General features: G+C 58.8%; 16 protein-coding genes. 2 read left to right on the top strand and 14 right to left on the bottom strand.

From position 1 onward, the window contains the following. Positions 1-7: 7 nt before the first annotated feature. From RYC18_RS26110 to RYC18_RS26065, 10 genes are read right to left on the bottom strand one after another with little or no spacing between them, the layout of a single operon-like run. The gene (locus tag RYC18_RS26110; protein WP_316887030.1) at positions 8-1,186 is read right to left on the bottom strand and encodes a hypothetical protein; all 1,179 of its coding nucleotides are present in this window, start codon (positions 1,184-1,186) and stop codon (positions 8-10) included. Further along, entirely contained in the window at positions 1,183-3,078 is a 1,896-nt protein-coding gene (locus RYC18_RS26105) for a PEP/pyruvate-binding domain-containing protein (RefSeq protein WP_005777447.1), read from the bottom strand. The genes RYC18_RS26110 and RYC18_RS26105 overlap by 4 nt, the downstream gene beginning before the upstream one ends. After that, positions 3,068-3,745, bottom strand: coding sequence for a dCTP deaminase (gene dcd / locus RYC18_RS26100; protein ID WP_005777449.1), 678 nt, complete (start codon positions 3,743-3,745; stop codon positions 3,068-3,070). Before dcd ends, RYC18_RS26105 begins: the two co-directional genes overlap by 11 nt. Before the next feature lie 2 nt (positions 3,746-3,747). Then, entirely contained in the window at positions 3,748-4,260 is a 513-nt protein-coding gene (locus RYC18_RS26095; RefSeq protein ID WP_004667600.1) for a dCTP deaminase domain-containing protein, read from the bottom strand. Positions 4,261-4,264: 4 nt separating this feature from the next. Beyond that, on the bottom strand, positions 4,265-5,281 hold the full coding sequence (locus RYC18_RS26090) for a fatty acid desaturase family protein (protein ID WP_005743673.1): 1,017 nt from the start codon (positions 5,279-5,281) through the stop codon (positions 4,265-4,267). A 34-nt stretch (positions 5,282-5,315) separates the two neighbouring features. Next, positions 5,316-6,425, bottom strand: coding sequence for an SDR family oxidoreductase (locus tag RYC18_RS26085; protein WP_316887029.1), 1,110 nt, complete (start codon positions 6,423-6,425; stop codon positions 5,316-5,318). 1 nt (position 6,426) lies between these two features. Continuing rightward, positions 6,427-6,894 carry a type II toxin-antitoxin system RatA family toxin gene (locus RYC18_RS26080; protein ID WP_005732080.1) on the bottom strand — a complete coding sequence of 156 codons (468 nt, stop codon included), beginning with the start codon at positions 6,892-6,894 and terminating at the stop codon, positions 6,427-6,429. Positions 6,895-6,906: 12 nt separating this feature from the next. Next, positions 6,907-8,163, bottom strand: a complete 1,257-nt coding sequence (locus RYC18_RS26075; protein ID WP_046832861.1) for an aspartate aminotransferase family protein — start codon at positions 8,161-8,163, stop codon at positions 6,907-6,909. After that, complete coding sequence (locus RYC18_RS26070) at positions 8,160-8,717, bottom strand: DUF6031 family protein (protein WP_005743669.1); 558 nt, start codon at positions 8,715-8,717, stop codon at positions 8,160-8,162. Before RYC18_RS26070 ends, RYC18_RS26075 begins: the two co-directional genes overlap by 4 nt. After that, positions 8,714-9,784, bottom strand: coding sequence for a DUF6001 family protein (locus tag RYC18_RS26065; RefSeq protein WP_004667599.1), 1,071 nt, complete (start codon positions 9,782-9,784; stop codon positions 8,714-8,716). The genes RYC18_RS26070 and RYC18_RS26065 overlap by 4 nt, the downstream gene beginning before the upstream one ends. A 553-nt stretch (positions 9,785-10,337) precedes the next feature. On the opposite strand from RYC18_RS26065, the gene RYC18_RS26060 reads away from it, so the two are divergent. Next, positions 10,338-11,453 carry a decarboxylase gene (locus RYC18_RS26060; protein WP_005743668.1) on the top strand — a complete coding sequence of 372 codons (1,116 nt, stop codon included), beginning with the start codon at positions 10,338-10,340 and terminating at the stop codon, positions 11,451-11,453. A gap of 24 nt (positions 11,454-11,477) precedes the next feature. Further along, positions 11,478-11,813: a DMT family transporter gene (locus tag RYC18_RS26055; RefSeq protein WP_004662130.1), complete on the top strand. Its 336-nt coding sequence runs from the start codon at positions 11,478-11,480 to the stop codon at positions 11,811-11,813. Positions 11,814-11,844: 31 nt separating this feature from the next. On the opposite strand, the gene RYC18_RS26050 is transcribed toward RYC18_RS26055, so the two are convergent. The 4 genes from RYC18_RS26050 to RYC18_RS26035 all read right to left on the bottom strand — a co-directional run bounded on the left by RYC18_RS26050 (position 11,845) and on the right by RYC18_RS26035 (position 15,513). Beyond that, positions 11,845-12,642, bottom strand: coding sequence for a phosphodiesterase (locus RYC18_RS26050; RefSeq protein WP_042915739.1), 798 nt, complete (start codon positions 12,640-12,642; stop codon positions 11,845-11,847). A gap of 120 nt (positions 12,643-12,762) precedes the next feature. Beyond that, positions 12,763-13,350, bottom strand: a complete 588-nt coding sequence (locus RYC18_RS26045) for a peroxidase-related enzyme (protein ID WP_316887028.1) — start codon at positions 13,348-13,350, stop codon at positions 12,763-12,765. Further along, positions 13,350-13,877 carry a CMD domain-containing protein gene (locus RYC18_RS26040; RefSeq protein WP_005743664.1) on the bottom strand — a complete coding sequence of 176 codons (528 nt, stop codon included), beginning with the start codon at positions 13,875-13,877 and terminating at the stop codon, positions 13,350-13,352. Before RYC18_RS26040 ends, RYC18_RS26045 begins: the two co-directional genes overlap by 1 nt. Before the next feature lie 70 nt (positions 13,878-13,947). Then, positions 13,948-15,513, bottom strand: coding sequence for an ABC transporter substrate-binding protein (locus tag RYC18_RS26035; RefSeq protein WP_005777462.1), 1,566 nt, complete (start codon positions 15,511-15,513; stop codon positions 13,948-13,950). Positions 15,514-15,559 lie beyond the last annotated feature (46 nt).

The raw sequence follows: 15,559 nt of genomic DNA, 5'->3' as shown, positions 1-15,559 counted from the left end.
AGTGAATTCAGAGCCGACTCGCCTCACGGGCAAAGTCGAGTTTCGAATAAAGATCCTGCTGAAACGGCAGGTTTCGCTCCGCCAGAAAATCACGCATCACGTTGGATACGGTTTCAAAGTCCTCTTCAACTTCACGTAGCGTGTGCAATGTTCTGCTGCGGCAATACTCGACCTCGACCTGAGCGAACTCTGCGCTGCCGTCAACCATGCGGCAGACATCGAAATACGCGCCAAAACCATTGCCGGTCCTCAGCGATTCGAAATTGATGTCGATCCGGGTGCGCCTGAACGGCTTGAGCCGACACAGATTTGCCGAGGTCATCGAGCGGGCGTGACTTTCGATGTCGGCAAACGCTACCGGCTGATCGGTGTTGAAGTCCTCGCGGCGCAATTCGGCGTTTTCGAGAAACCATTTGCGTTTGACCGCCATCAGCCCATCGGCCTGAGGAATGAACGAGATGTAACCGGTTTCGAGCGGGTCGCCCGTCACTTCGAAAATGTGCGATTCATAATCGTAGGTTTGAAAGTCACGGTCGATTTCCAGCACCAGGTCCTTGAAAGCGCCCTCTCCGAACGCTTTGTGCATCGCGGTGGACAACTGCCACATGTCAGGTATCTGAAACGAGGTGAATTTACGTTCCAGCTCCATTTCCGGGCGCCAGCGCACGTACCAGCAGTCGTCGCTGAGCATCGGTTGCGAAGCGGCCACACGCGCCGCGGCGGATCTGGCCAAACGTTGCCAGGCCCTCCAGGAAGCGCGTTCTACCGGTTCGACATCCATCAGGTGCAGGAACAAGGCACCGGCTTCGCCTTCATGGATATAGTGATAAACGCTGCATTTACCGAGGTGATGAGTCACCGCCAGAGTGGCCATCAGCGCCTGATTGGACGGCCGACGGTGAAGCGTCGGGTCCAGCACATGCATGCGTGAACGACTGTCTTGCGTACGCTTGCGCTGCCCGGCATTGAAGACTTGAAAGTCGAAGTCCTTCATCGGCATCGGCACATGGGTGTGATGAGCGTTGGAAAGCCACTGCGCATGCAACGTACCACTGGGAATGAACAGACCGTTGTCCGAGTGACGGGCCCGCGCAGCCTCTGTGTCGACAATGGCAACCAGCGCAGAATCAAGGCTGCCGTTGAGGGTGTGCGGATCGAAGAACAGCAGTGAAATATCCGTAGTCATTGTAGCTCCCGTACTTCGTTGACAGAGTGAGGCAGCGCCTTCGGGCTCTGACTGAAAGTGATCCGTTGTCCGGCAAGCCCCTGTTGATACAGCGCCTCGGACTCCACGGCGGGGATGCCGTGTTCACGCAAGAGGATCGAAAGATGACAAAGCATGGACGCCTGCTCGAAGACAAAACCGCGTGCGAACGGCAGCAACGCCGCCAGTGCCGCGTAGGGGCGTGGCGAGACCACAATGGCTTGTCCGTCATGAGCACGCAGTTGTCGCTCAAGCTCCTCCAGTTCAGCCCCCAGAGAGCTGGACGTGGGGATCGAGTTGATCGACACGGTGGCCGAGATACTCAGTTCTTCCAGTTGCCGACCGGCAGTTACTACAACCACCGGCCCGTCGGCATAACCTGGAGAAATCAGGCGGATCTCCGTTGAGTCCTCTACCTGCACGAACGTCGACAACGGCGAGAAATCAATCAGGTGCAACTGCTGCCCCGCTCTCACCCACTCCAGTTGCACCGAGCCCAACAGTTCGCCGGCGGCGTGAGTAATGCTGTGCAATTGCAGGGCATCTGCCGGGCCAGTCGGATCGTGCGCTACCAGCCGGGCGCGTTGCGTTCCGGCGATGCCGCGATTGATCGCCAGCAAGCCTTCCGATGACCATTCGCAGGTCGTGGAGCCGTCATCGCACGCCTGAGTGATAAGCCCTGTTTCACCTTTCAGAAACTCGCGGACCACAAAACACACAACACGCTCATCACTGAGCTCAAGCAGCCGTTCAAGCAATGCGCCGCGCTCAAGGATCTGCTGGCGTACCTGATCGGAGAAGTCCAGCACGACCTGATCGGTATTGAGTCGGTCCAAAAGCACCTGGCTCATTGCTGGCTCGACCAGTCCCTGACGGTTTGCCTTGACCAACAGCGCCTGGCCCGCAGAAACGCCGTGGGTTTGCGCGAACAACGCCAGCGGGCGGCGCTTGCTTCGAAAATACTGCGCAAAGGCAGGCAATGGCCGGAAATCCATTAGCGCATCATCACTGGCGATATACAGTTCGGCCCATTCAAGGACCGGCTCCAGGCTGCGTGCTTCGCGCAGGCTGGTGACGGGCCTTGCCTGAAGCAGCCAGAGTTTCTGGTCATCAGCCGCCCACTCGATATCGGCGGGCAGCCCCAGCGCCGCAGATGCATTGGCAGCCAGTGTCGCCACTTCCAGCAGCAACGCCTTGTGAGGCTCCAGCGCGGGGTCACAACCCAGTAATTGCTGGTCGCTGACCCGCGCCGACATGCCCTTCTCTACCCCGGAGACCATCGCTTCGCCCAGCGATGCGACGGTTTCAATCAGCGTTACTGCCTCCCCGCTCAACGGATCATGGCTGAAGGCTACGCCTGCGAAGCGGGCCTTGACCATGCGCTGCACGATCACCGTCATCTCTACCGGCGTTTCCAGCATCGACGCTCGCAAGCGTTCCAGAATGGCCTGGCGGGAAACTCCGGAGCGCCATACATCAAGCACCGCCGTCTTGAGCGCTTGCAGCCCCTGCACCGAAAGGTGTGTGCTGAAAATCCCGGCAAAACTGTGCTGATTACCATCTTCGATATTCGCCGAAGAACGTACGGCAAGTTCGCTGCCGGCATCAAAGCCCGCTTGCTCAAGCAGCGCCTGGAGATGGCTGTCGGCAGCCTCACTCCATTCAAACTCGGCCAGCCGGGCGATTCTGTCCATGTGTTCGTCAAGGAAGGCACCTGCGGTGATGCGCACGGTTTTCAACGTGTCTTCAATAGCCTGCTTGCGGTCTGCGAAGTCGTGCCAGAGCACGCGGTAGTCTGCATCGTCCAGTGCGCTCAGGGGCGGCACCGGCAATGTATCGGCAAGCTGTTGCAGGGTTGAGTATTTACTGGACACGACGGCCTCCTGCTATCAGTGGAAGGTCAGTGGCTCTCCGAGCGGGCCCACTGGTCAGTGCATCCGGGACTGCATCAACGTCCTCCTGGGCTGCCAGAACCGGAAACGGCGCAAGATTGGGCACCACCAGTGGCTGTGGGCGTGGCGTCTTTTCGAAATCCATGAATATGCGTGACGCGAAGGCTTCGGTCGCGCCCTGGTACTTCCCGGAATACAGCTCGATATCGCCTTTGACGTTCCAGAACATCATCTGACCGATGTTCATGCCGGGGTAAACACGGATGCGGTTCAGCGCATATAACTGCAAGGTCCAACGTCCGACGAAACCAATGTCGCCCAGTGGGGCCGACAGGTTGATGAACATCCCCAGTCTTGCAATCGAGGAACGCGCCGCATAAGTGGGTACGAAATGGGTGCTGCCCATGGTTTCTATGGTTGAAGCCAGGTACAGCTTCATCGGCTGCAATTCATAGCCTTCCGGGCCGATTTCGATGGTTCGGGTGGACGCCTCGGTGCGCACATCGATCACATCGTCTTCGTAGACCTTCATCTGGTCATGCAGGCGGAAGTTGTAGCTGTTGGGATTGACGTTCTCATGGGAAAAAGGACTGATGACGATTTCACCCGAACGCACACGATTTTCGATTTCACTACCGGTCAGTATCATGGTCAATCCAGAATGATTTTCGAGGGCACGGTGCTCTTGGAGCCCAAGTAGCGTCCCGCATAACAGGTGGTCAGGCCGAAGTTTGCCCAGAAGCAGACCTTGGCCACTTTGGTGCCGGCATAGACCCGCACCGGCTGGGTAACGACGATCTCCAGGGTCCAGCTGATGGCCGCGCCGGTGTGGCCGAGCGGCGCACTGGTCTGAATGAAAACGCCACAGGAGGCGGTGGAAACGTTGGCGTAAAGCTCACTGGCAAAATCGATACCGCCGATCTGCTCGGCCGTGGCGCCCAGGTAAAAGCGGTTGGGGTACAACACAAAGCCTTCGGGCGGAATATGATGCTCGACCACCTCCAGCTCCCCGTGAGGATCGATGCGGTCGCTGCGGTACTCCAGAAGCAGATCCGCCAGGTGACAGCCGTAGGAATTGACCTCGACATGAATGGGGTCGAAAGGCTCGATGACGACACTGCCGACTTCGCGCATTTTCACTATTTCAGAACCGGTCAGCATCATGGGTTCAAGCCTCCTGATCCAGAGACGCCACGGCGCGTGCCTGCCCGTTCGCACCGTACAATTCGGCCCGCATGCTGCGCGCGCCCCAAAGATAGCCTTCGGTGTTGCAGGCGGCGGCCGAGCCTGGCAGGCGCTGAGCAAGGCGTCGCGACAAGGTGCCCAGGTGATAGCTGGGCACCTGTTGAAAAAGGTGGTGCTCCCAGTGCCTGTTGATATTGCACGGTGCAAACAACCCTCGTTCCAGCCAGCCCGGGCTGACGCTGCGTGCATCGCGCTTCACGCTCCGGGTCGAGAGCCCGGCATGCTCCGACAGACTGCGAATGCGCAGAATCGGCGGAAGAAAGAACACCAGCGGTGCCAGCCAGTACAACAGCACGCCCGGCCAGGCACTGAAAGCGCTGATGAGCAGCACTGCGCAGGCATAAAAAGCCAAAGCCTGATAGCGCTCGGTGCGGGTCGCGGGCGAAGGGCTGGTGAAAAGCCCGATCACGCTGAAACTGTCCATCGTGCGTAACGATTGCAGGGTCGACAACCCGCTGATGTCGCGCAGCAAGGCCTGCCAGAACAACCCCGAACTTGGCGGTGCGAACGCATCGGCGTAGTCCGGGTCGGCAGGCGTATTAAGGTGCTTGTGATGGGCAATATGGTGAGCCCGATAACGTGACGTGCTCAATGTCAGAGGAAACGTCAGAAAGACGTTGGAGATCAGGTCGTTACGCCGCTTGTCACGGCTGATCAGCAAATGCGCCGCGTCGTGCATGAGTACCAGCAACGCGTGCTGTCGCGTCGCAATGACGACTACGGCGACAATACAAACCAGCGTCGAATCGCTGACTTCAGCCAGCGTGACTGCGGCGACGATCACCGCCCACTGCACGCCTATCTGCAATGCCTGCCGCCAGTTGCTGAGTTGCTTGAGATCCGAGGTCAGTGACAGGTTATCGCGTGCCAACCTGGCGCGCTCCGAGCGTCGGTCGTAAGCGCCACTGTCCATCGTGTCGAGTTCGATTGTGTCTTCCATCTTTCATCTCCCGTTCAATCGTTGAAAGGGCCTGCTAACCGTGCATTGCCGCTGATTTCGCGACAAGCCTGTCGAGGCTGAGCCGCGCATCGGGCGCATGAGCCAGCCAGTAATCCACCGCTCTGGGTAAAAATATTTCTGCGCTGGGTGCCGGGTGCCGGACATTCAACGGGGGTCTGACCAGATCGCTTTCGGCGTACACGCCGTAGATCTGTAACAAGCGCTCGAAATAGCGGAAATCTCTGGTTGAAATACCCTCCGGCCGCCATGCAACCAGCGAGCGCTTGAGGAACGCCCATTGCCGACTGCGCAGGATCGGTGCCGGGGTAAGCGGCGCAACGCCTGCTGCCTGGCGCGCCCGGTCGACACGCGACTCGATGATGCGGATCACCTGCTCATAAGGCAGCCGCGCATCCCCTGCCGATGCCACGACCTCGCGCGCGTCGCCACCTGCAACGCAATGACTGACCAGGTGGATCAATTCGTCGACCACCCAGTCGATAGGCACCAGGTCAAACAGCCCCTGGCGGTTGCCGACCAGAAACGGTGGTGAAAAGGTATTGATGAAGCGGATCAACGGATACAGCCCATGAAAACGGCTGATTGCGCCGTCGCTCGTAGCGCCGATGACCAGACTGCAACTGAACACGGAAATCGGCATTTGCCTGCCGAAGGTTTCACGTAAACCCCGCTCCGCAGCGGCCTTGCTTTCCTCATAACCGTTGCGATAGGTCCAGCCTTCACACTGCGTGAAAGCCGTGGACACATAGATGAAGTGAGGCTTGCGCACCAGTTTCTGGACAAAACCGCAGAACAGCTGCGCACCTTCGACATTCAGCTCATGCATCTCTTCGAACGTCTTGTCCCAGGCCACATCGGCAGCGAGGTGGACTGCCGTGGCGCTCTCGATGACTGGCATGGTGTCCGCCAGCGCATTCAGGGAAGCGGCGTCGGTAAGGTCGGCGATACGGCACTCAAGCCGCGAGCGGCTGTCCACCGGCAGGTCTTGCAGGCAGCGACTGGCAGCTTGCCCGGAACGACACAAGGCTATGACATGCGACTCCGGATGCTGACTGAGCCAGTCGCGCATGAACCAGGAGCCCAGTGCGCCGCTGGCACCGGTAATGATCAGTGTCGAACGCATATCAACAGCCCCCTGCCGCAACCCGCTGATGACGGCGAGCGAGCAATTGATTGCGTATACCGTCGAGCATCTGGATGTTATTGGCGCGAATCGCTCGTTCGCCTATGGGGTGCAAAACCTCGGCCAGCGACGGGATGCCAAGGTCGAAGGTGACATTCAGGTCCACATGCAAGCCATCGGCGCGTTGTATCAGCAGCCACTCGCCGTACCAGACCTCAAGGTCACCATCGGTCTGCTTGAACTCGATACGCTCGTTCGTCACCAGCCAGTCCTGCTCGGTCCAGGTCAGCTCGCTGCCATTGATCAGCACGCGCCACGTACTGGAGACATATTCACTCTGCCGGGGGTGAACGATCACCTCCAGCACATCACTCATGAAGTCGGGATAGCGGGCGAAGTCCGAGAGGATCGGCCACACTTCGCCAGGCTCGAAGTCACCAAGAAGCACACTGGTTGATACATCAGGCATAGGAAATCTCCGTCATTGGATGGAACGATAGGCCGCATCGACGGCATCACAGAAACTGTTGATGCCCTGTTCGAGGTCGTCCCGGGTGATGGTCGCGTCGGGATAAACCCGCAGTACCCGGGTTGCGCTCAGGCAGAAAGCCAGCAGCACGTTGCGGTGTGCGGCCTCGATCAGGGTCTGCGCCACATAGTTGCTGGAGGTGAACTCCACACCGATCATCAGGCCACTACCGCGTACTTCAGCCACTGCCGGGCAGTCCTGCAGACGTTTGCGCAGGATGTCCATGGCCACTTGCCCAAGCTCATTGACGCGTTCGCAGAATGCGGGATCGCTAACCACGTCGAGCACCGCGTTGACCACTGCCCCGGCCAGGGCGCTGCCCGCATAGGACGAGGCATGCACGACAGGATCACGCGCGGGCGCGCCGAACCGACTGCTGTCGTAAATGGCGGCGGCAACCGGGAACACGCCACCGCCCAGGGTTTTGCCGAACACGATGATGTCGGCTGGCGCGCCGCAAACCAACGAACCACTGCGCCCCAGACCTGACTGAATCTCGTCATGAATCATGAACGCGTCATGCTCGCGGCATAGCCCGGCAAGTTCTCCCAGAAAGCTCAGGTCCACCGGCCTGATTCCGCCCTCTCCCTGAACAGGCTCGGCGATGACCGCTGCAATATCGCCTTCTGCCAGTGTCTTGCGTGCAGCGTCCAGATCACCGGCATCGATGAACACCACATCTTCGGCATGCATCAGCGAGGCGTGCCCCCTGTAGCCATAGCTGACCGCCAGCGCGCCACTCGTGCGCCCGTGATAAGCATGAGTCAACGCGATGATTCGCCGCTTGCCGGTCTGCATGCGCACCAGTTTGAGCGCCGCTTCGATGACCTCCGAACCGCTGTTGCCGTACAGCACGCCATTGCCCGGCCGACCGATACAGGCCACCAGGCGCTCGGCTGCGCTGAGGCTGGGTTCGTTGGCCAATATCCGACTTGAAAGGCCCAGCGACGTCACTTGCCGCGTCAGAGCAGCGACCACCGCGGGGTGCCGATGGCCCAGCAGATGCAGCCCGAATGAACCAAAGTCCAGCCAGCGCCGGCCGGTGTCATCGGTTATCCACGAACCCTGGGCCGAGTGCTCGGCTGCGGTAAGCCCTGCCATTCGCAGCATCAGGCCTTGCTCGCGGCCGAAAACCGCCCCGTAACGCTCGACAAACGATGATTTGCGCACCGGCACACTTGCAGGCGCGGTCATGACATGACTGTTCATAGAGACCTCATCAAAGGAGCCAGAAAGGCAGCATCGCGTCCTGCCAGGCGGCAGGAGCGGTCCCAGTCACGCAGGGTCCGCAGGACCTGGCCCTGAGTACCCGGCAGCAACGGGTTGAACAGCTTTCCGGGAAAGGCCTGCAGAACTTCCTTGAACAGCTCGATTAACCGGCTCGCCTCATCACTGCGGTCGGCATCGGTATCCGTGGGCACGCCCAGCCATTCGACGGCGACTGGCCCGGAGTGAGCAACGACGTCTGTGAGCCCGTATTCACTGAACAAGGCGAACTGGTGCAACTCGTTCGGGGTGTCGGCACCGGCGAGTCGGCAGTCAATGTCGACCATCAATTCAGCCAGCTTGATTCTCAGCGCATCCACCACTTGAGGCTCGTTCGCCGCGCCTTCGAGGTCCTCCAGATAGGCTTCAAGCTCGGTCATCAGCAACCAGGCCACTGATATCAGCTTTTGCGCGTAAGGCCCTGCCGGGTATACATAGCCGCCACTCAGCCGGGGAAACCACTGGCGACCGGCTGCCTGTGCTGAAATTGCAGTCATGCGTGTGCTCCCTGCATCGGGTTGTGATCCTTGAGTGAGAAGCTGACGAGTCCGGCACGCGCAGCGCGCAGAAGACAGGCGGCAGCCTCAGGTGATTGCTCGGCAAGATCGATCGGGCGGGTGCTGGACAGCTCTGGCACATCCAGACGTGCCAATAGCGTCGCCTGTTGATCGTCGGTGAGCACAAAGTCGACCCCCGGCAAAAACGCACTGGCGGCGGAACGCTCGATACCTGGTTTTAATGCGGCATAGTCCGCTTCGCAGGCAAAGGTTTGCTCGGCGAGCTGGGTCAATTCACACAATTGCATGAGGCCTGCTCCCTGCAATCCATTGCGGCAGGCAGGATAGGCGCGTTGCCACAACTGCCCGATGGCACGGGCAAGGCCGTCGTCATTCAGCATGCCGTGCCGGTTGAGCGCGCGGTCCCATCGCAGGAGTGTCCACTTGCGATTGGAGTTGACCCAGCCGTGGCTGGCCAGCGTCGCGTTCATCAGAAACAGTGCGGCGTTGCAGGCATAGGCGGCGGCCGCGCGGTATTCGCCACTGCGCCAGGCCAGCACTGAAAAGCAGGCGCTCTGGCGGAAGTCGTCGAACGCTGCCACCGACCAGATCGAACTCAAGTCCTTCTGACTGTCCAGATAAGGAAGCGACTGATCGGTCGACACCGCGCAGACCAGGCGCTCCAGGTACTTTCGCGATACCGCCTGCTGCTTGTCCCACTGCTTGAATGCAACGAGTTTCTGTGCGGTAGTTTTGTGTGCGTCCGTCGCCAGTTGGGAGAACGCGTTGTGAACTTCTTCTCGGGCAAATGCCACCACTTCCATATGGTGTTCATTGTGGTAAATCTGCGAGGCCATCGATTGATCGGACTGCCGATCATCGGTCACACATATCAGGTCTATATCACTGGCCGCATTAGCGATGCCATGTACGGGAGAGCTGCTGATCAGCGCCAGTTGTGCATCGGCATACTGGCGTTTTACAACCTCTTCCAGTTCAGAAAAAGCAAGTTGGCGCGAGGCCAGAAACTGCAGGGCGTTGCCTGAATAAAAAGCACGAAAATCCATGTACACCTTCCACTCGATAACGGTGACTTCATTGGGGCTGCTATTCGGCTTGCCGAGCAACCCCCTGCCTGATCCATGACCATGAATTACTTTGTCGTCGTTAACGCGAGCGCTGACGCAATGGAACAAGCCCCATTACTTCACGATGTTGTACCCAGCAAGTGGCGTGCCACCGTTATTGATCATCGTGTATTGGCAAGGTGCCAGATAATCGCCAACGCCGGCCTAAAGCGTGACTGAAAGATCGGCAAGCCTTTAATTTAAATGACTTTTTTCCGTGAACTTTCGAAATATGAAAACTTTAATATATGTATCGAATTATGTATAAGCCACTTTTAAAAGTAGCAAAGTGCTATCCATTTTTATTATTTCAGGGCGCGTAAGCAACTGCACCACGCCGACTCGATAACGTCGAAATCGCACTGTTTTGGATTATCGTCTTGTATACATGTTTATTAGATCACTGCCGTTAAGTTTGTTCAGCCGTCTGATAAAGCAGTGGCACGAAGCTTGCTCAAGCTCTGCTCACACTTCGAAGCCAGGGAAGTTCAACGTGGACACACTTCTTGCACAATTAGCCGACGACACCAACGACACCTTCTATACCGTTGACCCGCGCTGGATCACCCGGAATGCGCAGCAATTCAGTGGCTGTTTTCCAGGTACCGTGCTGTATGCAATGAAGGCCAATCCACTTGAGCAAGTACTTGAAGCCTTGAGCCAGGGCGGTATCAATCATTTTGACGTGGCGTCGCTTGCAGAGGTGCAGACGGTACACAACACGCTGCCCAACGCAGTTCAATACCTGATGAACCCAGTGAAGTCCCGCCATTGCCTGCACGAGGCTTACTATCGGTATGGCGTGCGTTCATTTGTGCTCGACAGTGAGGAGGAACTCTCGAAGTTGCGGGACGTGTTGCCCGAACGCGACAGCACGATCAGCCTGTTCGTGCGCTACGCACCCTCCGAGTCGACGGCGGTTTATGATCTCAGAGGAAAATTCGGGGCAAGTCCGGTGTTAGCGACGCAACTGGTGCATCAAGTGGCGTCCAGCACCGAGTGGTCACTCGGGCTGTCATTCCATGTCGGTTCGCAAGCCCTTGAAGACGGCCCGTGGCTCGCGGCCCTCAATGACGCCGATGCCATTGTGCGCGACACCGCCGAGCACGTCAGGCACCTGGATATCGGTGGCGGGTTTCCGGGTAATTACCTGAACTCCATGGGTAACACGCCAGACCTGGTTGGCAGAGTCTGCGAGCATATCCAGACCAGCCCGACACTGAAGGACCTGAACCTGATCTGCGAAGCGGGTCGTGGTCTGGTCTACGGCGGCATGTCGCTATTTGCACGGGTGCTTTCAAGACGCGAACAGAGCGTTTTTTGTGGTGCCGGTATTTTTGGCGGTTTGCTCTCAGCCCAGCAGTGGCTGCAATTTCCCGCACGCGTGTGGCGAGAAGGCACCCCTTACACCGGTGCTGCGGAAAACACGTTCAATATCTTCGGCCCCACCTGCGACAGCATGGATCGCCTGGCCTTCCCCTACTCGCTCGCCAGCGATATCAGGGAAAGCGACTGGCTGGAATTCCAATCGACCGGCGCTTACTCGGTGTCCCTGCGCACCCCGTTCAACGGGTTTTACGCCGACCGCATCATTTCTCTCCCTTCCTGAATGCCTGAAAAGCGATCTGCCGCCATGCTCATAAAAGCCTATTTGTTCCTGCTTGCAGGAATTGTCGCTGAAACAGTGGCGACCATCGCACTGAAAGAAAGTAACGGGTTTACCCGTTGGGTCCCGGTTATTGCCTCTATCGCGGGCTACGGGCTCGGAATCGTCTGCCTGGGGTATGCACAACGGGACTTGCCCATGTCCCTGATCACCTCCATGTGGTCAGGGTTGGGCATTACGCTGATCACTGTCATTGCCGCGTTTCGCTATCAACAGGTGCCCACGTTAATGGCCGTGAGCGGTATCGGCCTGATCATCGCGGGCATCATTCTGGTCAATCTGGCCAAGGAACAAGTGGCCTGACAGCGCATGGTTGCCAGGCTCATATGTCGGTTCAAGCGAAGTCAAAAGGCCCCTCGAAACGGCCTATTGGCACCCAGTGGGTAATAAGACCGGTGTCGGCCTTCCAGTGGTGCAGCAACAGCGCGGGAGGCTCGACATAGGAAGCGTCGGCAGCATCCGGGCGCAGTTGCAAGGCAATGGCCGTCGTCGTGCTCGGGGCCGTGCACATCAGCGTGCCGCCAAAGCGCAGCTGCATGAAACGATGAATATGACCGCAGACGATTCGCTCGACAGCCGGGTATCTGGAGACCACCTCGGCCAGCCGCTCGCCCCTTTCACAGCGATAGGCGTCGATGCAGTGAATGCCACTTGAAAACGGCGGCTGATGCATCATGATCAGCGTCGGTTTGTCAGGCTCCAGCGCCAGTATGCGATCCAGCCATTGGGTGGCAGTATCGGTCATATCGCCGTGATGCTGTTCGGGCACGCTGATATCCAGCCCGATAATGCGCATCGGCGCGGAACCTGAGTCGACGAAGCTGCAGTTTTCCTCATTGATGAAGTAATCGTGCTCCGGGAAGGCATTACGCAGGTTCTGCCGATGATCATGGTTGCCCGGTATCATCAAAAGCCTCTGGCGCAGCGGCTGCAGCAGCTCTCGGGCCATTGCGTACTCCTCGGGTCGCCCCTCGTCCACCAGATCACCGCTGAACAGAATCAGATCAGGCGGCGGATCCAGGGCGTTTATCGTGTCGACGGCAGCCGCCAGCATTGCATTCGAATCGACAACGCCTTGATAGAGTAGCCCTCTGGGTCGTACATGCGTGTCAGAAATGTGCGCTATCAGCATTCCGTTACCTCAATCGTGACCAGGTCGCTTATCCACTAGTACAGCGAACCTGCAACGACCGGGCCAGACTTCGCCCCGGCCATTACTGAAGCGCGGCAGCGATTGAGAACACCGCAGTCTTTAAACCTCGGGAAACACTGGTTCTCCCAGATTGAGCATGAGCCGATTGGCCCACGCGAATATCGAGATAGCGTGAATCAGGTCCAGCACCTGCGCATCGTCCAGCCCTTGCTCGCGCAGTGCATTGATATGCCCGGCGTTGAGCGAGGCCGGCTCGAGCGTCAGGTCGATGGCGAACTGCACGATGGCTTTTTCACGCGCGGTCGTACCTGCCGTATGGGGGTCGGCAAATACCTGGGCGATAACATCATTGCGCTTGGCCAGTTGTTCGAAGCGTTGCGCGTGCACTGACGCGCAATAGACGCAGCGGTTGATCCGCGACACGATAGTGCTCGCCAGCTCCCGCTCGGCGCGCGACAGGCCACCCGGTGCGTACATGATCGCGTTGAACGCCTGTGAGCGCTGACGAAGGATGTCAGGGTGATGTGCCAGGGTCAGGTAGTAATCCGAGGTCTTGGCCTGCGGATGGCTTTCTTCAAGCACCGCAACCTGCCCGGCGGTCGCGCTGTTCAGGTCCACGGTTGGCAGCCAGGCTTTCCAGCCCAGTACCTGATTGGTGAAGCCTTCAATTTCAATCAGTTCGCTCATCAGGCTGCTCCGGCAGACTTTAACGCACCCAGCCCTGCGGCCAGACGCACCTGGTAGGACAGGAATGCGATCAGTTGCGCCAGCACCACTATTTCAGCGGTGCTCAGGCCCTGTTTTTGCAGCGCCTGCAACGCGCTCTGATCACCGTGTACCGGAGACTCGATCAGGGTGCGGGTAAAGCGCAGGATCGCAGCCAGGCGCGGGTCCTCCAGCAGGTCGATTCGGCTGGCGCTCACATCGGCCAGTACGCTTGCCTGCGCGCCAGTCGCCTGCAATTGCGAAAGATAATGCTCGCTGAGGGTCGGTTGCAGACTCAGCAGGGTCGCGTAATAGGCAACCCAGAGACGCTCGTTCAACGACAGGTTGTGCTCCAGCGTCGGGGCAAAAAACAAATCCTGACTACCCTGGGTCGCCAGTGCGACCTTGTCCCGCGCATGCCGAATTGCGTGCAACGGGCTGGCTGGCGCGATGCCCAACAGGCTATCCAGAGTGTCCGGAGGCGTCGAATGTTCAGTGGTCGATGTCATGACAGGTCCTGCAATGCTGTGGTTGCATGCGCGCAGCCGCTTCAAGAAGCGGCGCGTGAATGAAAGGAGATCAAGGCTGCTCGGTAACCATGGTTGCCGCCGTGCGGTCACTGACCAGCGGCTCGACCTTCAGGCCTTTGCGCGCCGCCCAGATGTTCTGGTAGTGGAACAGCGGGATGATGCCGACGTCGTCGCTGACCACCTGAACCGAGTTCTGAAGAATCTTGCGCCGTTTGGCCTCGTCGAATTCGGCGGTCGAATCAGCCAGTGCCTTGTCTACCAGCGGATTGCTGTAATGCCCCCAGTTGGACGCGCCCTGGCCCTTGCTGCTGTCGACCGTGGTCAGAATGTTGGTCAGGGCATATGCCGCTTCGCCAGTCCCGTTGCCCCAGGCAATCACACTGATCGCCAGTTCATTCTTGTTGGCCTTGCCCGCGTACACAGCCCACGGCAATACCTCCAGCTGGACCTTGATGCCGATCCGCGTCCAGAATTGCGCCACCGCCTGCATGACCTCCGGTGCCTGCGGATAACGGTCGCCTGGCACATGCACAGTCAGTTGGAAGCCTTCGGGAAAGCCTGCCTGCGCCAGCAGATCCTTGGCCTGTTTGACGTCATAGGGAATGTTCTTGATCTGCGGGTTGTAACCGAACGTATTGGCCGGCATCCATTGATTGGCCTCGGTGACGGTGCCTTGCATGATGCGTTCATTGATGGCCGGGCGGTTGATCGCCAGGGACAGCGCCTTGCGCACCCGCACATCCAGCAGCGGGTTTTCGGCCAGCGGCTTGCCTGCGTTGTCACGAATGAACTCATTCGGTCCGGCACGGAAGCTCGGTTGAATGATCAGCGCACGCAGGCCCTGATAGGCGAAGACATTGACACTCGGCGTTTTGCGCAGGCGCTCTACATCGGTGGGCGACACCTTGTCGATCACGTCCACATCACCCGCCAGCAAGGCCGCAGTACGGTTGGCGGCGTTGGCGATGAAGCGAAAATCAACCTTGTCCCAGGTTGGTTTCGCGCCCCAGTAGCTGTCGTTACGGGCAAAGATCGTGCGATCACCCGGCACGAATGAGACAAACCGGTAAGGGCCGGTGCCGATCATGGCCTTGCCCGAGTTGTAATCGGCGCTGCTGGCGGTCGCACCTGCATGGCGGCTGACAATGTAGATCGAATCGACGTCCGGCAGCAGGTTGGCGTTAGGCAGACGAGTCTTGATGATCAGCGTGTGCTCATCCTTGGCCTTGACCGATTCAACGGTGCGCATGGCACCTGCATAAGACGCGACACTGCCGGGTACGCTGCGGGCGCGCTCGAAGGAGAAGACCAGATCGTCGGCGGTCAGCGGCGTGCCGTCCTGCCATTTCACGTCATCGCGCAGGGCAAATTCCCAAGTGGTGTCGTCCACGACCTTCCAGCTTTTGGCGAGGCCCGGCAGGGTCTTGTCATCGCGGCGGCTGACCAGCGATTCAAAGGCATGCAGCGCCACCGAACGGTCGCCGGCATAGTTGTTGAGCTGCGGATCGAGCGACGATACCGGGTCGGCATAACCGATACGCAAGTCCTGCGCCGAGACACTGCCAGCGGCCAGAACGAGGGCCGACGCTAACAACGAACGAACGAGTGGTTTCATGGGTGATTCCTTGTACGCAATGGCAGAGGGTGACGAGCTTCAGGCG

This window comes from Pseudomonas syringae group sp. 247E2 (assembly GCF_032587795.1).
Lineage (GTDB): Bacteria > Pseudomonadota > Gammaproteobacteria > Pseudomonadales > Pseudomonadaceae > Aquipseudomonas > Aquipseudomonas amygdali.
This window is presented reverse-complemented; position numbering and strand designations above follow the sequence as displayed.